Origin of the sequence: Streptomyces sp. H51 (assembly GCF_035656535.1) — a bacterium.
Lineage (GTDB): Bacteria > Actinomycetota > Actinomycetes > Streptomycetales > Streptomycetaceae > Streptomyces.
This window is the reverse complement of the sequence record NZ_JAYMHD010000087.1, coordinates 110527-132267: the sequence shown is the minus strand read 5'-3', so window position 1 is coordinate 132267 and position 21741 is coordinate 110527. Positions and strand designations below refer to the sequence as shown.

Annotated in this window: 15 protein-coding genes, 1 tRNA gene and 2 pseudogenes; 11 read left to right on the top strand and 7 right to left on the bottom strand. The window is 67.7% G+C overall.

Features of this window, described 5'->3' with window-relative positions; genetic code table 11:
* Positions 1-213: 213 nt before the first annotated feature.
* The 6 genes from VKA29_RS34255 to VKA29_RS34230 form a co-directional block, all read right to left on the bottom strand.
* Positions 214-2196 (bottom strand): ArnT family glycosyltransferase, encoded by a 1983-nt coding sequence (locus VKA29_RS34255; RefSeq protein ID WP_324789946.1) that lies wholly within the window; start codon positions 2194-2196, stop codon positions 214-216.
* A gap of 161 nt (positions 2197-2357) precedes the next feature.
* The gene (locus VKA29_RS34250; protein ID WP_324789945.1) at positions 2358-3440 is read right to left on the bottom strand and encodes an NlpC/P60 family protein; all 1083 of its coding nucleotides are present in this window, start codon (positions 3438-3440) and stop codon (positions 2358-2360) included.
* Between the two features lie 44 nt (positions 3441-3484).
* Positions 3485-3967, bottom strand: a complete 483-nt coding sequence (locus tag VKA29_RS34245) for a poly-gamma-glutamate biosynthesis protein PgsC/CapC (RefSeq protein WP_324789944.1) — start codon at positions 3965-3967, stop codon at positions 3485-3487.
* On the bottom strand, positions 3964-5430 hold the full coding sequence (gene pgsB / locus VKA29_RS34240; protein WP_324789943.1) for a poly-gamma-glutamate synthase PgsB: 1467 nt from the start codon (positions 5428-5430) through the stop codon (positions 3964-3966). Before pgsB ends, VKA29_RS34245 begins: the two co-directional genes overlap by 4 nt.
* A 16-nt stretch (positions 5431-5446) precedes the next feature.
* Positions 5447-7696 carry a HAMP domain-containing protein gene (locus VKA29_RS34235; protein WP_324789942.1) on the bottom strand — a complete coding sequence of 750 codons (2250 nt, stop codon included), beginning with the start codon at positions 7694-7696 and terminating at the stop codon, positions 5447-5449.
* Positions 7697-8038: 342 nt separating this feature from the next.
* Positions 8039-9388: a hydrolase gene (locus VKA29_RS34230; protein ID WP_324789941.1), complete on the bottom strand. Its 1350-nt coding sequence runs from the start codon at positions 9386-9388 to the stop codon at positions 8039-8041.
* Positions 9389-9718: 330 nt separating this feature from the next.
* On the opposite strand from VKA29_RS34230, the pseudogene VKA29_RS34225 reads away from it, so the two are divergent.
* The 8 genes and pseudogenes from VKA29_RS34225 to VKA29_RS34190 all read left to right on the top strand — a co-directional run.
* Positions 9719-9982, top strand: a pseudogene (locus VKA29_RS34225) (hypothetical protein); the annotation flags it as partial.
* 14 nt (positions 9983-9996) lie between these two features.
* Positions 9997-10221 carry a hypothetical protein gene (locus VKA29_RS34220; RefSeq protein ID WP_324789940.1) on the top strand — a complete coding sequence of 75 codons (225 nt, stop codon included), beginning with the start codon at positions 9997-9999 and terminating at the stop codon, positions 10219-10221.
* A 180-nt stretch (positions 10222-10401) separates the two neighbouring features.
* On the top strand, positions 10402-11583 hold the full coding sequence (locus VKA29_RS34215; RefSeq protein WP_324789939.1) for a mannosyltransferase family protein: 1182 nt from the start codon (positions 10402-10404) through the stop codon (positions 11581-11583).
* 559 nt (positions 11584-12142) lie between these two features.
* On the top strand, positions 12143-13933 hold the full coding sequence (locus tag VKA29_RS34210; protein WP_324789938.1) for a GmrSD restriction endonuclease domain-containing protein: 1791 nt from the start codon (positions 12143-12145) through the stop codon (positions 13931-13933).
* 1873 nt (positions 13934-15806) lie between these two features.
* Entirely contained in the window at positions 15807-16766 is a 960-nt protein-coding gene (locus VKA29_RS34205; RefSeq protein WP_324789937.1) for an IS481 family transposase, read from the top strand.
* A gap of 20 nt (positions 16767-16786) precedes the next feature.
* Positions 16787-17629 (top strand): annotated as a pseudogene (locus VKA29_RS34200) (integrase core domain-containing protein); the annotation flags it as partial.
* Between the two features lie 1217 nt (positions 17630-18846).
* Positions 18847-19233, top strand: coding sequence for a type II toxin-antitoxin system RelE/ParE family toxin (locus tag VKA29_RS34195; protein ID WP_381079949.1), 387 nt, complete (start codon positions 18847-18849; stop codon positions 19231-19233).
* Entirely contained in the window at positions 19230-19568 is a 339-nt protein-coding gene (locus tag VKA29_RS34190) for an XRE family transcriptional regulator (RefSeq protein WP_324789936.1), read from the top strand. The genes VKA29_RS34195 and VKA29_RS34190 overlap by 4 nt, the downstream gene beginning before the upstream one ends.
* A 61-nt stretch (positions 19569-19629) precedes the next feature.
* On the opposite strand, the gene VKA29_RS34185 is transcribed toward VKA29_RS34190, so the two are convergent.
* Positions 19630-19703 (bottom strand) — tRNA-Gly (locus VKA29_RS34185).
* 518 nt (positions 19704-20221) lie between these two features.
* Here VKA29_RS34185 and dcd point away from each other — a divergent pair.
* From dcd to VKA29_RS34170, 3 genes are all read left to right on the top strand, one after another.
* Positions 20222-20797, top strand: coding sequence for a dCTP deaminase (dcd, locus tag VKA29_RS34180; RefSeq protein WP_324789935.1), 576 nt, complete (start codon positions 20222-20224; stop codon positions 20795-20797).
* Positions 20794-21303 (top strand): phosphoribosyltransferase, encoded by a 510-nt coding sequence (locus VKA29_RS34175; RefSeq protein WP_324789934.1) that lies wholly within the window; start codon positions 20794-20796, stop codon positions 21301-21303. Before dcd ends, VKA29_RS34175 begins: the two co-directional genes overlap by 4 nt.
* 150 nt (positions 21304-21453) lie before the next feature.
* On the top strand, positions 21454-21678 hold the full coding sequence (locus VKA29_RS34170) for a hypothetical protein (RefSeq protein ID WP_324789933.1): 225 nt from the start codon (positions 21454-21456) through the stop codon (positions 21676-21678).
* Positions 21679-21741: the final 63 nt, after the last annotated feature.

Here is a 21741-nt window from a genome sequence, read left to right as displayed (position 1 = left end):
GCGAGCAGCAGGCCCGCGGAAGGAACGGCGCCGCACGGCACCGGCCGGCCGGGGGCCTGTTCTCGCCGCCGCCGCTCCCGCGCCGGCCGCGACGGCGGTCAGCGCCTGACGGTCCGGCGACGGCCCGGCCACGAGTCCCGCATCCGGCGTCCCGCGTCCCGCCGGTCGGCGACGCGGCCGTGGACCGTGACCGCCGGGTGCGCGGACGGCGCCTCACTTCTCGGGGGCGCAGTCGTAGAGGGTGAAGCTGCCGTCGGTGCGCAGGCCGTAGGCGGTGGGCGGGATGCGGGTGCAGTGGGACTTCACCCAGGTGGTGGCGGGAGTGGTGGGGCGCTGGGTGGTGAGCAGCGCGTAGCGCAGCTGGTGGGCGGTGACCAGGCCGCCGAGCTGCTGGGCGGTCGGGAAGGGGGTGCTGCCGGTGAAGCCGCCCATGACGAGGACGGGCTCGGACTTCGCGCGCAGCAGGGGCTCGGCGGTGTAGGCGGCCTGGGTGGCGAGCAGGTACTTCTCGCCGTGGCGGTGCGCGGTGAGGTAGGCGAGCAGGGCGGTGTCGCGGGCGCTGGGCAGGCCGAGCCCTCTCCTCCGCGGGGCGCGATGGGGATGCTCGAGGTACGACTTGCCGACCGGGCCGGCCATCGGCGAGGTGGTCGCGCCCGCGTAGAGCGGGTCGAGGCTGGAGACGGCCCAGCCGGCCGGTACGACCAGGGTGGCCGCGATTCCGGCGGCGAGGGCGGCGTCGACCATCCGCGGGGAGGTGCGTGGCCCGCGGCTCCACAGGCCCACCACGCCGCACAGCGCGAGCATCACGGCGACCGGCAGCAGCCAGGAGACGAATCGGGTCGGCCAGTCGAGCACCAGCGCCCACGCCGCCGTCAGCGCGATCGCCGCCGGCAGCACCAGATGCCGTCGGTCGGCCGCCTCGTGCTCCGCCGCGGGCCGCGGCTCGTACGTCCCCGTCGGCCGCGGCTCGTACGTCGCCGTCGGCCGCGGCTCGTACTTCGCCTCGTAATCCGAGCGGAAGAGCGCGAGGCCGCCACCGGTCAGCGCGGCGAGCGCCGGGGCGACGACGGCCGTGTAGTAGGCATGGTTGCCGTTGGAGACGCTGAACACCACGGTGTGCACGGCCAGCCAGCCGCCCCACAGCAGGAATCCCGCGCGCGCCAGGTCGGTTCGCGGTCGTCCGGCGTGCCGGACGACACCCAGGACCGCGGCGAGCACGGCGACCGGCAGGAACCAGGCGACCTGCGGGCCGACCGTGTGGTTGATCAGCATGTCCCAGCCGGTGTTGCCGGTGGTGCGGCTGGCGGCGGTCCCCGCGACGGCGCCGAACGCGGTGGCATCGCTGCTGAAGCGGCTCAGGCCGTTGTAGCCGAAGACCAGGGCGAACGGATTGTTGTCGGACGTCCCGTCGAGGTACGGGCGGTCGGCGGCCGGTGTCACCCAGGCGATCAGTATCCAGGAGCAGGAGACCGCCAGCGCGACCACCCCGCTCACCAGGACGCGCAGAACCCGCTTCAACGGCGTACCGGGCGCGACGATTTGATACACGGCGGCGAAGACCGGCAGCACCAGCCACGCCTGCAGCATCTTCGCCTGGAAGGCGAGCCCGACCCAGATCCCGCAGGTGATCAGCGGCAGCAGCCGCTCGGTGCGCACCGCCTTCTGCAGCGCTCCGGCGGCCGCGACCAGGAGCAGGGTGAGCGCGGTGTCCGGGATGGTGGCACGGTTCAGCGCCACGGTGACCGGGGTGAGGGCGAGCACCAGCGCGGCGATCAGCGCGGCGAACGGACCGGCCCAGGCCCGAACGATCCGGTGCAACAGCCATACGGTGAGCACGCCCTCGACGACCTGCGGAAGCGCGGCGGCCCAGGTGTGCGGGCCGAAGAGCCAGACGGAGACGGCGTCGGGCCAGAAGGCGCCGGGCAGCTTGTCGATGCTGATCGAACCGGCGGTGTCGAGCCCGCCGAAGAAGAACGCCCGCCAGCTGCCGGCCATCGAGCGTATCGCCGCACCGTAGAAGGGGTGGAGCGCGGCGTGCCCGATGCCCCAGGAGTACAGCACCGTGGCGACGGCCAGCACCGCGGCGAGGGCCGGGCGCTCCCAGCGCGGGGCGTCCTTCGGCCGGCCGGCGCGGCGGTTCGCCGCCCGATGGCCTCGCTGCGCTCCGGTGGCCTGGGCGGCGGGGGTGGCGGTCATGGCAGTGGTCCTCGGATCAGCAGGTCAGGTGAAGCGGCGGTGCACACGCGGCGGAGCCACGGACGACGGAGTCACAGGAGGCGGAGCCACGCACGGCGGAGCCACGGAGGACGGAGTCACATGAGGCGGAGCCACGCACGGCGGAGCCACGGAGGACGGAGTCACAGGCGGCGGGCCGCCCGGAAGCCGCGGGCGTAGAAGTCGGTGCCGTCCAGCAGCGCGTGGCCGGACAGGTCACCCAGGGTCGGGCCGTTGGCGGCGGAGCGGCTGGAGTAGAAGCGGTGCCGGCCCCGGTCGTCGAGGCCCATGTACATGCCCACGTGGTCGATGAAGTCCGGCCGGTCCTTGATGATGGCGAAGAAGACCAGATCGCCGGGTTGCAGGGCGTCCAGGTCGGTGGCCTGCCGGGTGCCGGTGTGGGGGATCACCGTGCGGCCGGGACCGTAGGCGGCGATGGCGTAGGCGCGGCGCGGCAGACCGGCGCCCTTGGTGTTGGTGTTGTGCAGGGGGATGCCCATGCGGTAGCCCCACACCAGACGCTGGAAGCCGGAACAGTCGACATCGCCGTAGCGGGCCTTCTCCGGCTGTGCGCGCGTGCCGTCCGGGAAGGTCCACTCGATGCCCAGATAGTCGTAGAAGTCGGACTGCTCGTCGTAGTAGGCGAAGTCCAGCGGGTTCTTGACCGCGGCGTTGCGCGGGCCGAAGTGCGCGGTGCCCGCGTAGCGCACGCCGTCGGCGTTGCGCTTGTCGGGCGCCCCGGCGCTGCTGTACTGGAACGCCACCGCGAAGACGTCCGGGCTGCTGTCGCCGAGCGTCTTGCGGAACCAGCCCGTGAACCAGGCGGACTTCTCCATGCCCCGCTGCCACGCGTGCGGCAGCACCCGCACCCAGGCGTCCGTGGTCACCTTGGCCTCGGTGGTCCTCGGCTCGCTGAAGGTGCGGGCGGGACCGGTGAGTACGGCCGTACGGGCGCCGTCGGTGAAGGTGGCCAGCGTCCCGCCGTCGGCGGCGCGGACCACGGTGCGGCCAGGTGCGGACAGCCGTTCGAAGGTGTGGGGCCGGGTGGACCGGGCGCCCGTGCCGGAGCCCGTGCCGTCTGCCGCACCGTCACGGTCGTCGTCGCCGTGCCCGAGGCGGTCCCAGGCGTAACCGCCCACCGCCCCGGCGGCCACCACGCCCGCGATCGTCCGGAACACGGCGCGGCGGGCCGGGCGGCTTCGCCTGCCGACGGGGTCGGAGTGCATGGCCGATCCTCCTGTAACTGTGAGGTGAGCGGGTGGTGAGCGGGTCAGCCGGTGGGCAGGGCGCCGATCAGCAGACCGGAGACCAGCACCACGTACGTGGCCAGGGTCACCGCCGTGGTCGTGATGACCGTGGCCGCCGGCGGCTGACGGGTCATCTGGTAGGAGACCAGGCCCGGGACGATGAAGCCAAGCGTCTGTGACGTGTACAGCAGCGGGAATTCGTGGTTGAGGGCGAGCATCACGGTGGTCTGCATCAGCACCGCGCACAGCACCACGGCGGCGAACAGCCGCTTGCCGTACAGAATCACCGTGCGCTGCACCAGCTTCGTCAGGAAGTACGTGGCCGCCGCCACGCCGACCATCAGCCCGGCCATCCGCACATCGGTGACGAGCGTGAGGGCGATCCAGCCCGGGGTGATCATCCCCCCGGGCGAGAGGTTGGTGGTCAGGTAGCAGACGAGCGAGAAGACCAGGCCGAGGGCGATCCCGAGTGCGGCGGTCTGTGCGTTGAGATTGGCGGGGATCACGGGTTCCTCGTGAACTGGGACGGATCGTGGGGGTGGCGCGGTTCGTCCGCGGTGCTCCGGTCGTCGGGCCGGCCCTGGCGGGCGGCTGCCCGGCGGGCGAGGTCGCGCTGCTCCGGGATGCGGAAGGCGTACGTCGGTGTCTCCAGGGGTGCCACCCAGCTGTACGGCTCCGGTTCGGGCGGCCGGGCCACCGAGATCCGCGGCCGGGGTATGGCGAACTGCATGGTCTCCTGGTCCAGGCCGTCGCCGCCGGGAACGGCGTCCAGCGGTTCCTCGGGGGAGTCGTCCAGCGGCAGTTCGGCGAGGCACTCCAGGAACAGCTCGCCCTGGCCGTGGATGTTGCCGATCGCCACCAGCGAGGAGACGGGGCCGAGTTCCGCGAGGATCGCCGCGGTCAGCTCCGCGGGGTCCCGGCGGTCGCCGCCGAGGTCCACCACCCGCCCGGTGAAGCCGCCCGGGATCGCCTCGCGGGCGCTCTTGGTCGGGTGGCCGATCAGGAACACCGTCTCGGCACCGAGGTCGGGGACGATCGTGCCCATCTGGCCGTTGCGCTCCACCCGGTCCGGGCGGCAGTTGACGACCACGTTGAGCGGCCGTCTGATCGCGCCCAGGTCCTCCAGCTGCTTGACGTTCATCAGCGTCGACTCGGGGTCGTTGGCCGCGAAGACGTTGGCGAACCGCAGCCGCTTGCCCTCGGGGGTGAGGTAGCGCTCCATCGACAGCACACCCGGGTCGGGCGGCGCGTCCCACATGCCCTGCATGGCGGTCCGGCGCTCCACGCCGAGCAGTTCGGCGACGGCGAGCGCGATCGCCACGTTCTCCTTGAAGGTGAACCAGCTGAAGCCGCGCAGCTCGGCGTCGGTCACCGTTTCCGGATCGACCGCGATCAGTCGGCAGTTCCGCTTGTCGGCCTCCTCCTGGAGGATGTGCAGCCGGTCCTTCTCCGCCGTCACGCACACCCCGCCCACCGGCATCGAGCGGGAGAGCGAGCGGGCGACGTCGTCCAGCGTCGGCCCCATCTCCTCCAGATGGTCCTCGCGGACGTTGCACAGCACGCCGATCGTGGAACGGATCAGCTTCTCCTGGTTGATCTCCTGAAGGGCAGGCATCACCGCCATGCACTCGATCACCAGCGCGTCCGGCCGGTAGATCGCCGCCCGCCGTACGATGCCGATCTGCTCGACGATGTTGGAGATGCCGAACTTGCGGTAGATCGGCTCCTCGGTGGCGTCCGGGTGGATGAACCGGGCCGCGGTGCCGGTGGTCTTGGCCACCGTGACCAGGCCGCCGCCGCGCAGCGCGCCCGCGCACAGCCGGGTGATCGAGCTCTTGCCGCGGATGCCGTTGACCAGCACCCGCGTCGGTATCTGCTCCAGCGAGGCGAAGTGCCGCCGCTGCTCCAGGATTCCGGCGATCCACAGCGCGGCGCAGCACAGCAGGACGATGACATAGAGGAAGACCACGTCGATTCCGTCCTTACTACCGCTGGAGGGTGTTCTGATACGGGGACCGGGAGGGCCCGGCGGCGTGGCCGGATCTGGCCGCCCGGTCGCGTTCCACCAGGGCCTGGCGCACCAGTTCCAGGCTGCGGGTGACCGAGCCGATCTCGTCGTGGTTGACCGGATACAGCACGGTCCGGCGGTCTCCGCCGGCGAGTCGCCCGACGAGTACGGCGACCGCGCGCAGCGGCCGGATCACCACGACGTGCAGCCAGCCCAGGCAGGCCGCGCCCAGGGCGAGGGCCAGGATGCCGGCCAGCATGGTGCGCTGCTCGGCCTGCATCGCGGGGATCCGCAGCGCCGCCGCGGGCTCCGCGGTGACCACGTGCCAGCCGAGGCCGGCTGTCGGGCCCTTCTGCGCCAGCGGCGCGGCGGCGTCGACCGACGGGCCGGAGGACGTGTGGTGCACCGCCGAAGTCGCGGTGCCCGCGGTCCCCGGGGCGCTCTGGGTGGCGCGGGCGAGACGGGTCAGGGCGGGGTCGGGCAGCGACTGGAAGGCGAGGTAGCCCACGCTCGCCGCCAGCACCTTGTCGTGCCGGTCCGTGACCCAGACGCTGCCCAGCTTCGGCCTGGGCAGTATGGAGTTGAGCGCCTTCACGTCGATCTCGCCGAACAGGACCACCCCGGCCGCCGGGGCCTTGCCCTTGACGGCCGGGACCTGGGCGTAGGCGGCGATCACCGGGATCCGGCCCGAGGTGTTGACGTTGGTGATGCCGCCGCCGCCCGGCACGTGGACGAGGGTGCGCAGCGGTGAGTCGCCCACCCTCAGCGTGATGCCGCCCGAGCGGTCCAGCAGATACAGCGAGCGGTACTGCTCGTGCTCGGCGGCGAACGTCCGCAGCACCTCGGTCTGGGCGGCCCGGCTCCTGCCCGGCAGACCCGCGACCGCGGCGCTCAGGTCGGTGTACGACTGGTCGAGGGACTGCCGGATCCGCTGCGACGCGATCTCGGTCCGCGCCTGCTGGTCGGCGAGGACCGGAGCCGGAACCGCGGTCGCGGTGTCCGCCCGGTTCAGCACGAAGATCATGGGCACCGCCCAGCAGCCCACCACCAGCACGGCGGCCACGGCCAGCGCCCGGCAGCCCGGTCCGCGCCGGGCCGGGAACTCCTGCGGGCCGCTCTCGCCGAGCAGTTGCCCGCGCAGTGACTCCAGTGCCCGCCCGATCCGCGCCGGTTCACCGAAGCCGTGCACCGGAACCGGCCGGGACAGCTCCTCCGCCGCGGCCGGCCCGCCCCCGGTCGCGCCCCGGGCCAGGCGGCCGGCGGACAGATACAGCCGCAGCAGCGGCCGCTGCACGCACAAGTACAGCGTCAGCCCGAGCAGCAGCGCGACCACGGCCAGCACCCCTGCTGCCTCCAGCGCGAAGTCCGAGTAGTCGGCGGCGGTGGTCGTGGCGGGCACCGCACGGGCGGTGAGCACCAGCAGACCGAGGTCGTCGGTCTCCCCCGGACCGGTCGCCGAGGCGACCTGGGCCCAGCCGGCCACGGTGCGCCGGCTGCCGGCGGCGGCGCCCAGCAGGCTTCCCGAGGCGTCGGTGTCGTCCCCCGACCTGTGCGCCGCGCGGGCCGCCGCCGTGGACAGACCGCGGTCGGCGGCGGCCGGCGACGCCGTGCCGTCCACCGCGGTGGCGAGCACCGTTCCGCTCGCGTCCAGCACTTCGGCGGCGCGTCCGTCGCCGTACGCCGTGAGGGCGGGGAGCGCTTCGGAGACCACCAGCAGCCACTGCCGCTCGGTCCGGTCGGGGGTCTGGAACTGGTCCTGGTCGGGGTCGTCCAGCGCGGGCAGCGTGACCCTGGCGAAGTACAGCAGTTGCCGCGTACCGCCCGACGTCACCAGCCGGGGCGGGATCTCCCCGTGCCCGGACGCGGTCCTGGCGGCGTCCACCCCGGCCAGCGGCACGGTCCTGCCGCCGGTCGCCAGCAGTCTGCCGGTGCGCGCGTCGAGCAGCGCCCGGCCGAGGGCCGCCCTCCTGCCGGAGGTCAGCGCTTTCAACGCGGTCGTGGGGGTCGAGGCGCTCGTCGCCGGGTACGCCTTCGCGGTACGGCGCAGCGTGCTCGCCTCGGCTTCGATCGCGGTGCGCACCGACAGCGCGCTGTCCGCGGCGATCCGCTGCTCCCCGTCCAGCACGGCCTGCGGGATTCCCGCGCCGTGGATGCCGTCGAGGCCGATCACGGTCAGGGCGGCGACCACCAGCAGGAGTGCGACGAGTGAGGCGATCGGCGGGCGCACCCCGCCGAGCATCGGCATGTCGGCGCGGCGGCGGATGCGGTGCCGGCGCGGCGCCCGGGGTGCGGAGGGCAGGGCAGCGGGTCCTTCCTCAACCTGGCGCCGGGCGCCCGAATGTTCGATGGTCGAGCAGTCTAGCCCCCTGCGATCACACAACCATCACACCTTTGCCTCATCTGTCGCACAGACCACAGGCCCCCCTGTACGGTGCCGGCACCTGCGCGACCGACCCCCCTACGCGGCGAAGGGCGGACCCGCGAACAGGCCCGCCCTTCGAACGTCCGCCCGACGGTCGGATCAGCCGTCCGGTCGGCTGTCCGGCCGGCTCTCCGTTCAGCCGTCCGGTCAGCGGACGAAAGAGATCTCCGGGTACGTGCTGCTGGGCCCGTCGAGCAGGCTGCTGTGCTTGTTGCGCAACTGCTGGTCGAAGAAGGCGGCGAGGTAGACGCGCTGGATCTTCACCGCCCGGTTCGGGTCGATCGTGCCGTACTGCTGCTGGATCTGCGTCTGGGAGATCCCGAGCAGGCCAGCCCACTGCGGCACCAGGTACTCGTAGTCGCTGAACGTCAGGTGCGCCGCGCCCTTCAGCTTGATGTCGACCCGGTATCCCTTCAGGTGCGACCACAGCGTCCGCCACGACTTGTCGTTGTTGCGGTTGTGGTTGGCGGAGCTGAAGAGCATGAAGGGCCGGTCCAGGTCCTTGCTCGGCGCCGTCCCGAAGAACTGGCCGTCCAGGTTGGCGCCGGCGTCGATCCGCTTGTCGAGCTGCATGGCGGTGTCGACCGCCGCCCCGCCCAGCGAAAAGCCGAACATCCCGATACGGGAGGTGTCCACCGACTTCGACAGTCCGGACGGGAGCGTCGCGTGGCCGGCGTCCGGGTTGCCGCCATTGCTGATCTTGCCGAGCGCGTTGATGACGAACTTGATGTCGGCGGCGCGCACCTTGAGCGTGTCGGAGGAGTGGGTGCCCGCCGGCATCCTGTTGACCTCGAGCCGGTTGCCGGGGAACTGCACCTCGTTGGCGTCGTGGGTGTGGTCGACGGTGACGACGAGGTAGCCGCGGCTGGCGAGGTCCTGGGCGAGCGCGTTGCCCACCGCGCGGTCCGAGTGCAGCCCGGTCGAGTACAGCAGGACGGGCAGCTTGCCGAGCGAGGTCTTCACCGGGGCCAGGACATGGCCCGCGGTCTTCGGCAGGGTCACCTGCTGCGGCGACAGCCAGCGCGAGGCCAGGAAGTGGGCGCCGGAGATCGACGGCATCCACGGCGCCCGGTAGTGCCCGGACGTGGAGGTGGCCGGATACCAGAGCGACACCATCAACTCGCGGGTCTGGCCGGACACGTACGGATCCGTACGGGACTTGTCGACGAGGTGCAGGCCGACCATGCCCACGCTGTATTTCCCGGTCGGCGCGGGCATGGTGAGCTGCAGGGGGGCCTGGGCCGCGCGGGCGGAGGTGAGCCCCTCGGCGCGCACGGACTTGCCGCGCAGCGGCAGCTCGTCGTTCTCGGGCGCCCAGGGCTTGGTCGGGTCGGACTCGCGAGCCGAGAACCCGGTGGCCGCGGGCTTCTCGGACGTCTTCCCGGCACCCATCGCGGGTGTCATCCCCACACCCAGCGCCAGGGCGGCCAGCACACCAGCCGAGCCGACCGCTCTGGCGATCGTCCTACGACGGTGGCGCGGGCGGCGGTGTTCCATGAAACCCCCTTGGTGGTCAACGATCGTAGAAAGCGCGATCGACTGCCGCACACCGTACCGCCGCAGCGCCGGCCGGACCCGCGCACCCCGAATCCCGCCCCGGCGGTTTCACGCACCGAATGCCGGGCCTTGGCGGCTTGACTGACAGGTCATCAGATCACCTCCCCGGTACCGGTGTCGCCCCCCGGGACGGCCGGTCCTCAAGGAGACGGGGTCGGCCGGGATACCCGCCTCTCAGCACCTGCGCCGTGAACGGCGCTGAACGAGGCGGAAACCGAGACGAACGGCCGGGCCGGACTCGCCGGCATCCTCGCAGTCGAAGGGGGAGCCATGGCGCCGGTCCGCAAAGGATCACGACGCATCGTCGTCGACGGCACCGCCTATCGCCGGCGCCTGCGCGGCCGGCCGACGTACTTCCAGGGGCTGGCCCGGTCGCCGTGCGCGTTCGCGGTCGAGCACGCGGACACCCCGGGCACGACGCTCGTGGTCACCACCGACCAGCCGCACCCCGGCAACTGGTTCGGCCGCCAGGCCGAACCAGTACTGCCGTCCGGCGTCGCCGCGGCTGTCCGGCTCGTTTCCTGCGCCCGCTGGTACCGGCGGTCGGGGTGCTCGTCGGGCTCCTGGCGCGGGCCGTCGGCCGCTGCCTGGTGCTTCGCGCGCCGACGGCGGTCCGCGTCTCACTGCCGGCGCTGCTGGTGGTCGTCGCGACCGTGGGGGCGGCATGGTGGTTCTTCGCGGCCCGGGGAACGCTGGACGGCTATCCCGGCGACTCGGGCCTCTGCCCCGCGAACAACGTTCCGCCCCAGTGGCCCGACTGGATCCGCGCCTGATGCCGCGAAGCACTCGGCGGGCAGCGCTTGCCCCCGAGACAGCGGGCCGCCGCGGCCCCGCCCGGCAAAGATTCAGGGCTTGTATCTCTTCCCGGCGGAATACACGGTCGGCGTAGCCTTCCAAGGGTTTTCGGCACTGCCCTCCTAGGCTGTGGCCTCACGGCCGCGCAGGGAGTGAGGGTGACCGACCAACTCATCGAGCATGAATTCACACCGGCGCACGGGAGAGTCGGCCGGTGGCGATTTCACCTGAGTCCGAGCGACAGAGTCGTACTTCAGGCTTATCTGCTCTTCCATACAACGGTATGGGTGATCGTATATTCCGCTGGATGGCTGTTCGCCGCCGGCGGCAAGCCGACTCACCCCCTCCCGATGCTGTCCCGCTGGACGCAATGGGATACCGCCCTCTTCACCGCCATCGCCAGAGATGGATACTTCCCGAACGGTGCGGTCGCCAAGGACGCCCGTGAGGCATTCCTTCCCGGCTTTCCGCTGTTGTTGCGCTGCGTCCATTCGATCATCCCTGAGTGGAGCGTGGACGGACTGCTCGTCTCCTTCGTGGCCGGCGGTGTCGCCGCGCTGGCCTTGAGTCGCGTCGCGCAGGCCACGCTGCCGGGACAAGAAGTGGGAGCGCGTTCCGTGTTCTTCCTGCTGGCGTCTCCTTGTGCGGTCTTCCTGGCGGCAGGCTATTCGGAATCGCTGTTTCTCGCGCTGGCGCTTCCCGCCTGGCTCGCGGCCAAGAAGGACAACTGGCGCCTTGCGGCCACACTGGCCTGCGCGGCCGGTACCGTACGCGTGAGCGGACTCTTTCTCGCCACGGCCATGATGGTTCAATTCGCAATGTCCGCGAAGGCACGCAGCCAAGCCCGCCACTTGCCGTGGCTGGCCCTCCCTTTCCTTCCCATGCCCGCCTACACGTGCTATCTGTACGCACACACAGGTGACTGGATGGCCTGGAAGCATGCCCAGGAGCGTGGCTGGTTCCGCGGCTTCCACTACCCCTGGCAGACCTGGTTCAACACCTGGGAGGCGGCCTTCTCCCATACTCAGCCGGCGCCTTACGCATTCATGTTCCAGATGGAGATCGCGGCCGTGGCGGCAGGAATCCTGCTGCTCGTCGTCCTGCTGAGGCAACGCCGCTGGCCAGAGGTCACGTACGTGGGCTTGAGCCTCTCGGCGCTCAGCACTTCCTACTGGTACATGTCCGTCCCCCGAGCCGCCCTCCTCTGGTGGCCGCTGTGGGCTTCGCTGGCAGCGTGGAGCCTGCGGCGCCCATGGGCGAAGAGCGCATACGTCTCCGTCGCCGTCCCACTGATGACACTCATCACCGTCGCCTTCACGTCGGGAAGGTGGGCCGGCTGACCCTCCCCGCGATTTCCGGACTGCGGGACGGCCGCCTCTTCGATCGGCGGTGGAGCGGTTCCGGGAGGCACCTTGCTGCGCCATGCGCACGGGCGGGCGTTGCTCCTGTTCGACTCCATCGCCGAGTCGTGGCGCTGCGGGCCCAGCCGCTTCGGGGGCGGTGGCGGTTGTGGTGCGGCGACCGCCCGCTGGTCCGGGCAACAAAGAACCCCCGGGTCGCTGACCCGGGGGTTTCGCATGGAGCGGGTGACGAGAATCGAACTCGCGCTCTCAGCTTGGGAAGCTAAGGGCATTTGGAGCCTGCACCGGGACTGACCTGCGGCGGGAGCGGTGTCGGCACCTGGCAGGCGGTCGACTGGCTCCCCGGTGTTCCCCGCACTATCTGGCACGGGTCTGGCACGACCGATCCACCGCCCGCCCACCCGATTCATAGATGAGCCATCCTCGCAGTGAGCGTGACTGGTAGCGTCCTTGCAGCAGAGTCAGGAGGCTGCTCTTCGCCTGAACGCGCCATCTGCTCGGCGGAGGATCACGTTGAGGTACAACTTGCGGAGAATCGATGGCCGAGCTGAGCAGTAACCTGATCGTCCGAGGCGAAAACATTCAAACGCTGTACAACAGCTATGTAAATCAAGCTTTCGTTGTTAACAGGCGTTACCAACGAAAGCTTGTTTGGGCGATCAGTGAAAAAGCGGCATTCATTGATTCTCTTCGCAAGCAGTTGCCCGTTCCGCTTGTCCTGACTGCCGAACGGACCATTGGAGGGAAGACTACCCTCGAAATTATCGATGGCTTGCAACGGCTGAATGCTATCTTTTCATTCATTGAGAACCAGTATGCGCTCGATGGCTATTACTTCGATCTCGAAACGCTCGCCGAGACAAAGCTGAGGCGGGATGAAGGGAAACTCGAACAGCGTCTGCCAGTGCTCGACCGTCGAGAATGTGTTAGCATTGCAAATTACGTTCTTCCGATGTCGACCTATCGAGCTCCTGACGAAGAGATCGTGGAAGAGGTATTCCGGAGAATTAATTCCAATGGACGCTACCTTTCACGGCAGGAGATTCGCCAGGCCGGAGCCGTATCAAATTTCGCTGATCTCGTCCGCGAAGTATCCTCCTTCGTAAGGGGCGATACGTCGGTTCGGGATCTGGTGGCCCTAACTGGTATGCCTGCCATCAGTATTTCGAGCGATCGAAATGGTCCGGGCGTCTTCATTGAAGATGTATTCTGGGTGCGTCACAAGATCTTGGAGAAGGACCAAGTTAGAGAGTCGCGAGACGAAGAGATTGTTGCTGACCTGCTTGCAACTATGATCTTGGATAACGTTCCCAGGTATGCATCCGAAACACTTGACGAATATTATGGGATCAAGCCCGGGGATTCAAAGGAGCGCAGGAAGGATCGCATTGAATCTTCTGTGCAACGAGAGGGCGCAGACCTGATTAAGGGTCGATTTGAGCATGTCCACAGCGTCCTGGAAGATCTCCTCAAGAAGTCCGGCAAGAGTTTCTCTCAGCTAGTATTCAAAGCTCCTCGGCAACGCGTGCCACGTTATTATGCGACTATTTTCCTGGCCCTCTATACCTTGTTGATTCGCGAGAATCGATCAATTAGGGATTCCGGGAAGATGGTCAAAGCCCTCGATGGAATCGGTGATCGAGTTCTGAACATCACCGCCGGCGGGGGCACCTGGTCCGCAGAGAATAAGCGGGATAACGTTTCTGCTGTGGCGGGAGTCCTCAGGGATCTTACGGTTCCGGAAAGCAGTCAGCGTGATGTCCTATTTGAGGCGAATGAGGCTAGGATTCATCGGCTTCTTCGTGCTGCCCTCGCTGAGCACAGCCTCTTTGAGCTGAAGCAGGGGTTGCATTCTCTCGATGGCAGTGGCAATTTCGACTCCCGCGGCTTCGAGCGGATCTTGAAGGCGGTATCGGCCATCGCAAACGATGGCGACAGTACTGTGGGATATGTCGTGATCGGTATTGCCGACACGAAGAGTGATGCGGACAGGGTTCGGAGCCTGTACGGAGCCCCAGCAGTTCGTGACGGTGACTTTTGGATTACTGGAGTCGAGCACGAATTCCAGCAACACGGCGGCTCCCTTGACGGGTACATGAGTTTCTTCACCGAGAAGGTGAGAGCGTCCGGCCTGGAGGCTGACCTAAAGTCTCAGGTACTCCGCGACATGCGTCCCGCGAACTACCACGGAAAACCCGTTTTGCTGCTTACCGTGAAATCTGTTGGGCATCCGGTTCCTTACGTCGATAAGTGGTATGAACGTCAGGGTTCTAGCACAATTGAGGTTGCGGCGCGTGATGTTGGGAGGTTGTTCAAGCGTTTCCCGTAAAGCGCGAGTCGGCAGAGCCTCATGGATATGTCGATACCCTGAGCGTTCTCAAAGCAGTCGGCCCCTGACCAGGTCAAATGGTCAGGGGCCGATGTGCTGCATTGGTGCCCGCCTGTCGGCCTGATTCCCTGAGTGAGCCACAGATAGGGCATGCTCACACAAGTTGCTATGCGATGTCGATAGCAGGAGCGCCGGAATCGGTCCACACATTTGCCAGGCGGGCGCCGATCTCAGTTAGGCACCAAGTATCTGTTGATTCTTCCGAATCTTCTGACCCGGCCTCGACCAATCTAATATAGCCGTCGGATTCGAGGGTTCGCAAGGAGATGCGACCCCTTCTAGGGTGAATGAAATGGGTTCCTCCACGCTTGGAAAATACCCCTAGCCAAATAAGCTCGTCGTGCGTGTAACGGTTGAGGCTCCAGGCGAGGCGGGCCTTAATTAGGCGCATGTCCTGCTCTGAAAAGCCTCCGGTTTCGTACTGCCGGTGATGGTTCGGGCACAAGAAGAGTAGATTCCCAAAGCTATTATTCCCTCCCGTCGCTATTGAGGCGATGTGCGCCAATTCAATAGTCGTACTCTGACAGTGAGGGACGGGGCACTTCCCGCCGACCTCAAGTCTGAGGTCTCTCTTTAGCCTGGTCGAGATAGTTCGTCTAACTCGCGAGGGTGTGAAGACGGCGGGGGGTTCCAAGGCGCCCGGCGCAGGAGAAGTAATCTCTGACTTTTCGCGCGCGGGCAGATTATGGCTGTGGTCGGGAGCCGGGTGCGAGACCGGTGTTCCTTCTATCAGCGGAACCCAAAGAGTATGAAATTCTTGAGCAATTTTTCGAGGTTCAGGTCTGCTCACGTCTAGGCCGGCCAGGACTAGAACGAGGGCTTCTAGCTTATTCCATCTCGGGATCGACTTACCGGAGAGAATGTTTGAAGCCCCTTGGTGTGAGATAATGTCGCAATTATCGCCAAGATGAATTGAAGCGTTGCTGATGGATTTGATGCCGGGGAATCCGGCTCTCCTGTAAAGTTCGTGCAACTTGATTACTAGATTTCGATGCACTCCTGGAGGTAAATCCTTTTCGCTTGGAAGGCGGATCATGTTTAGCTCCGAATTACTGGTTGCTTTTGCGTTAGATGGAGATGCCTGGAGATCTTTGGTCGGAACCCCGAGTTGAACAAAGAGATCCCGCCCCTTGGGGGTCAAGTATGGCAAACCAAACACCTCCTCCGCCATGTCTACAGGGGTCAATTTTCATCAATTACCAACTAGTTTCGTACGCCTGCCTGAAGGTGAGCGGGAGGGTGATACCGGGTCAAGGAGATCCGCTGGCAGATGTTAAGCGGTGGGAAGATGGAGAAGATCATTTCATTGATCAAGATCATCATCGGAGCGGTGGTGGCTGGGCTTACTCGGGCCTTCGTAGAGGAAGAACTCGACTCCCAGGAGTAGGCACCTGGGTCGGCGCAGCGTCTTTGGGCTGGAAGCTGCTTTGGCGCGAGTGATCATGGCCCCGTAAGCCTCCGGCGCGTCGGGCGGTCTGTGGACCTGCCCGGTAAAGCACGACGTTGGGGCCATGATCTGCGAGGCTCGCGCCAAAGTGGCTCCGTAAAGCCGTGGAGCCGACCGCCCCAGCTACGACGTACCCCTTCTCTGACATCAGGCGGCTTCATGCTCTGAGCGCGGCACGGGTGCCGGCCGGGCTGGAGCGGGACGGAGGCAGGAGCGCTGGCCCGGCCGGGGGCCGGGCCGCGCGCGGTGAGCGGAGCGAGCCGCCTTGAACCCGTGAAGAAGGTTGTAACTCAGCAGTCGTCGGACTAGTTCTAAAACTGACGATCATCGTTGACACCTGGGTCTCCGATCACTACGGAGATCCACATGCCGAAGCCCACGCCCACCACCCCGCCGCTTGACCGTGAGGCCAAGCGGCGCCTGGCCGTTATACGCCACGTCGAGGAGGTCACCGGGAACGTCGCAATGTCCTGCCGGTACTTCGGGATCAGCCGGCAGGCGTACTACACCTGGTACCGCCGCTACCAGGCCGAGGGCATCGACGGCCTGCGCACCCGCTCCAAGGCGCCCAAGACCTCGCCGAACGCGACGCACGTCGAAGTGGTCGGGAAGATCATCTACCTCAGGCAGAACTACCACTTCGGCCCCGAGAAGATCGCCATGTACCTCAAGCGGTACCACGACGTCACCATCAGCAAGTCGGGCGTCTGGCGCATCCTCAACCGGCTCGACATGGGCCGTCTGCCGGCCTCGCAGCGCTACAAGCGCCACGACCGCAGATGGAAGCGGTACGAGAAGCAACTACCCGGCCACCGGGTGCAGATCGACGTGAAATTCATCGAGCCGCTCGCCTCGATGCCCCAAGGACGCCGCGGCGGCCGCAACAAGTACTACCAGTTCACCGCCATCGACGACTGCACCCGCCTGCGCGTCCTGCGGATCTACCCGACGCTGAACCAGAAGACCGCCATCCAGTTCCTCGACTACGTGCTGCAGCGCCTGCCGTTCAAGGTCGAAGTCATCCAGACCGACAACGGCGCCGAGTTCCAGTCCGCCTTCCACTGGCACGCGCTCGACAAGGGCATCGCCCACACCTACATCAAGCCCCGCACTCCACGGCTGAACGGCAAGGTCGAACGCTCCCACCGCATCGACGCCGAGGAGTTCTACCGGCTCCTGGACGGCGTCATCATCGACGACGCCGAGGTCTTCAACGACAAACTGCGCGAGTGGGAGGACTACTACAACTACCATCGCCCCCACGGCGGCCTCGGAGGCCAGACCCCCTACGAACGCCTCAAGCAGAAGACCACGACACAGGCGTAATCGATCAACGTCAGTGGCACAGGGCGGTGGCGCCGGTGCCGTCGCGGATGACGGTGTATCGGATTCTGATCCGGCATGGGCTGGTGGAGCCGGGGGTTCGGCGCCGGAAGCGGTCGGATTACAAGCGCTGGCAGCGGGGCCGGCCGATGCAGTTGTGGCAGATGGACATCGTCGGCGGCGTGGTGCTGGTCGATCCGGTGACGGGGGAGCTGACCGAGGCGAAGGTCGTGACCGGGGTGGACGACCATTCCCGGTATTGCGTGATCGCGTCGGTGGTGGAGCGGGCGACCGGTCGGGCGGTCTGCGCGGCGTTCGCCCGGGCCTTGCAGAGGTTCGGGGTGCCGGAGGAGGTGCTGACCGACAACGGCAAGCAGTTCACCGACCGGTTCGGTCACGGTGGTGAGGTGTTGTTCGACCGGATCTGCCGGGAGAACCGAATCGCCCACCGCCTCACCCAGCCGGCGTCGCCGACCACGACGGGCAAGGTCGAACGGTTCCATCAGACGCTGCGGCGTGAGCTTCTCGACGACTGCGGCGCGTTCGAGAGGGTCGAGCAGGCTCAGGCGGCGCTGGATGCGTGGGTGGAGGAATACAACGTCTCGCGTCCGCATCAGGCGTTGGACATGCAGTCTCCGGGTGACCGGTTCACCCCGGTGCCCGATGAGGAGCGGGACGTGCTGGGCCTGAAGATCCCCGGCGTGCTTGCGTTGGTGCCGCAGCAGCGGACACCTCCTGCGGAGCCGGATCCGGTCGAAGTGTCACCCGTACCGGCCGGCCCGTCTGAGGTGGTCCCGGCAGCGGTGCCGGTGGGGCCCGGTGGGCCGGTGGAGTTCGAGCGGGTGGTGCCTGCGAGTGGGAATCTGCAGGTCGCGGGCAAGCAGTTCTGGCTGGGTGCGGCCCGCTCGGGGCTGACGGTGACGTTCTGGGCCGACACGCAGGTGATCCATCTGCTGATTGCCGGGGCGCGGATCAAGAGCGTTCGGTCGCATCTGTCGGTGGCGGGTCTGGGGCGGCTGGCCGCCTGGGGTGGACGTGTGGCTGGACCGGCCCCGCTTCCGGCCGGTGACGGGGTGGCGTTCGAGGTGGACCGGGTGGTGAACAACAGCGGCCTGGTGGGCCTGGGCGGGCACCAGGTCCTGGCGGCGGAGATCCTCGGAGGCCGCCAGGTGGGCATCCGCATCGACGACGAGACGCTGTCGTTCTTCGATCTGTCCTCGCGGGAGTTGCTGCGGGTGCGGCTCAACCCGCTCACCCGCGACCAGGTGCAGAGGCTGCGGGGTCTGCGGCCCGCCGGCCCGCCGCCACGGCCCCGAGTGGAGCCGGTGAGGGTGCAGCGGCGGGTCAGCGCGGTCGGCACGGTCATGGTCTGCCGCCAGACCGTCTCCCTCGGCCGCCCCTACGCAGGCCGGACCGTGACCGTGCACGTGTCGGACACGACGATCACTGTCGAGCTGGACGGCCAGGTCCGGTCCGGCGCCACGCTCAAGGACACGATGGTGCGGGCCGGGCAGTCGTCCGAGAAGGCCGCGCTGATCTACCAGCACTCCGACGACGAGCGTCAGGAAGAGGTCGCCGCCGGCCTCGACGCCACCGTGCGGAAGGCTCGGGCTGCCGCGGCGGAGAAGGCGGGCGGCGAGCGTTCTGGCACGGATCTGGCACGCGACGAGTGATCGTCGCACACAGCAAAAAGGCCCGGGTCTCTGACCTGGGCCTTCGTCGTGGAGCGGGTGACGAGAATCGAACTCGCGCTCTCAGCTTGGGAAGCTGCGATCATTTTGGGCTGCTCCAGGTGCTGACCTCGCCGAACGGCTTCGGCGCGGACTCCTCTCGCCCGACTGCTTTCACCGTGGTTCCCCGCTGTTCCCCGCTCGATCTGGTGCGGTTGTGGTGCGGCGCGCTCCGGTCTCGTCGACACCGACCCCTGCCCCCTCCCGGGCGAACGCCGGGAGGGCCTTCCGCCTCGTGATCTACGCGGGCGGGCCACACCGCCGGCAGGTCTTGCCCGAGCTTGCCCGGCGTGCTCCCCGAGCGTCGGCCCCGGCAGGTCGACCACCACAGCGAGGTTAACTCTTGCATTAACATTGTGGCCGTGGCTCAATGGGAAGTGGTTCTCGTCGGGGAGGTCGCGGCGTGGTTCGAGGCACTGGCCGAAGAGGACTGGGACAGCTCTGAACAGGTAGAAGACGCTATCGACATGTTGGCGGCAACGGGCCCGACGCTCGGCCGCCCGCTGGTGGATCGGATCAAGGGTGCTGAGAACCATCACCTGAAAGAGTTGAGGCCGGGATCATCCGGGAGCAGTGAGATCCGCATCCTCTTCGCCTTCGATCCGGTACGCCGGGCAGTACTGCTGGTGGCCGGCGACAAAGCCGGAAACTGGCAGCGCTGGTACGACATCAACATTCCGCTTGCCGAGGAGCGGTACCAGGCACATCTGGCCGATCTTGAAACTAGGGAGTACGAATGAGCACCGTGAGCTGGGAGGAGACCAAGCGCAAGGCGCGCGAGCGGCGTGCGGCCTCGGGGCTGCCGGTGCGGTCGCCTCAGGAGAAGCAAGCGGCCATGGACCGGCTGACCGCCGAAGTGCGCGCTCACAAGCTCGCGGAGGTCAGACGTGAACAGGCGTTGACTCAGCGCCAAGTGGCCGCGTCAATGGGGGTCTCGGCACCTCGGGTCTCCGCCATCGAGCACGGTGAGCTGGATCGCGCGGAGGTCGCGACCCTCCGGGCCTACGTGGAGGCGCTCGGCGGTCGACTGCGCGTAGTCGCAGACTTCGGGGACGCGGAGTACACCGTCGCCTGAGGCGCGCGCCAAAGCTCTCGTCAACCAGCAAGGCCCAGGTCTCTGACCTGGGCCTTCGTCATGGAGCGGGTGACGAGAATCGAACTCGCGCTCTCAGCTTGGGAAGCTGATGTTCTACCATTAAACTACACCCGCGTAAGACGCCGGTCGGACCGGTGTCGGAACGCATCGTCACTTTACCCCATCGCAGGCCCCCGGTGTTGAAGCCGGGGGCCTGGGTGCGTTTCGGGGTGTTGCGGGGGAGGGACTGGGCTGCGGGGGGCGGGAGTTGGGGCGTACGGTGGTGGGGTGGGAGAGGGGCCGGGTGAGGCCGGAGTGCCGCCTGGTGAGTCGTTCCTTTGATCCCGTAATGTGGCATTTGGCGTCAGGCAGCAGCAGCCGGACGCAGCTCTTGGGGAAGGGACTTCAGGACTTGATGGAGCGCACCGTCGTCCGTTGTGCCGATGGGCACGTGTTCAGCACCGCTACGTTCCCGATGCAGCAGGCCGGCCGGCTCGGCCCCGGCCGGCTGGTGAGGTGTCCTCGGTGTGCCAGGCTCCGCAGCGCGGTGCCGGTCAGCCTCGGGAAGCGGTAGGGGCAGCGGTACAGCAGTGACGCAGGCGCGTGGGCCGTCCGGTTGTGGCCGGTCCGCGCGCCTTGCGTATCCTCGGGGCGTGCTTCTCTCAGACAAGGACATCCGGGCCGAGATCGCCGCCGGGCGGGTGGTGATCGATCCCTACGACGAATCCATGGTGCAGCCGTCGAGCATCGACGTGCGGCTGGACCGCTACTTCCGGGTGTTCGAGAACCACCGGTACCCGCACATCGACCCCTCCGTCGAGCAGGTCGACCTCACCCGGCTCGTGGAGCCGGAGGGCGACGAACCCTTCATCCTGCACCCCGGAGAGTTCGTGCTCGCCTCGACGTACGAGGTCATCACCCTGCCCGACGATCTCGCGTCGCGGCTCGAGGGCAAGAGCTCGCTCGGGCGGCTGGGGCTGGTGACGCACTCCACCGCCGGGTTCATCGACCCCGGGTTCTCCGGGCACGTCACGCTCGAGCTGTCCAACCTCGCCACCCTGCCCATCAAGCTGTGGCCCGGCATGAAGATCGGGCAGCTGTGCATGTTCCGGCTCAGCTCGCCGGCCGAGTTCCCCTACGGCAGCGAGCGCTACGGCTCCCGGTACCAGGGCCAGCGCGGGCCCACCGCCTCCCGGTCCTACCTCAACTTCCACCGGACGCAGGTGTGAGCACCCGGCGCGAGAACCTGAGCTACGAGCAGTTCGGCGTCGCCGTGCGCGAGCTCGCGCAAGCGGTAGCCGACGACGGCTACCAGCCCGACGTCGTGCTCAGCATCGCCCGCGGCGGGGTCTTCGTGGCCGGCGGGCTCGCCTACGCCCTCGACTGCAAGAACCTCCATCTGGTCAACGTCGAGTTCTACACGGGCGTGGGGACCACCCTGGAGATGCCCGTCATGCTCGCGCCCGTTCCCGACCTCATCGACTTCACCGACAAGAAGGTGCTGATCACCGACGATGTCGCCGACACGGGCAAGACGCTCAAGCTCGTGCGCGACTTCTGCCTCGACGCCGTCGCCGAGGTGCGCAGCGCCGTCATATACGAGAAGCCGCATTCGCTGGTGAAGTGCGAGTACGTGTGGAAGCGGACCGACGACTGGATCAACTTCCCGTGGTCCGTCCTGCCTCCGGTGCACAGGTCGGGCGGGGCGCCCAGGGTGAACACGGAAGCCGACTGAGCCGGGGAGGCGCGGCGGTCGCGGCCTCGGTCTCGTCCTCTCGTCGGTTCGACGTCGAATCCGCATGGTGTTTCAATCGAACGCATGAGCGATTCGAGTGTTGTGCCGGACCGGGATGCGGGGGCGTACGTCCGGGACGATCCTGAAGGCATGTCCGGGTCCATCCGTGTGATCGTGCATCCGCCGTCGCCCACGGGTGGCCGGCGCGTCCGCGTGGACGGGGAGATCCTCGGGCTGGCGCACAACCTGGCCGATGTCGCCGAGTTCCTGCGTCGAGCCGGGCTGGAGATCGACCCGTCGGAGGTCGCCGGTGTGCCGTGGATCGACTGGCGGGGTGTGGGACCCGAGCGCTGGGAGCCGGAGACCGGCGGCTGAGGGGCCGCCGAGTCCGCAACGGGGGGGCGGGGGCGGTTCGGGCCGTCCTGGGCCCTGCCCGGT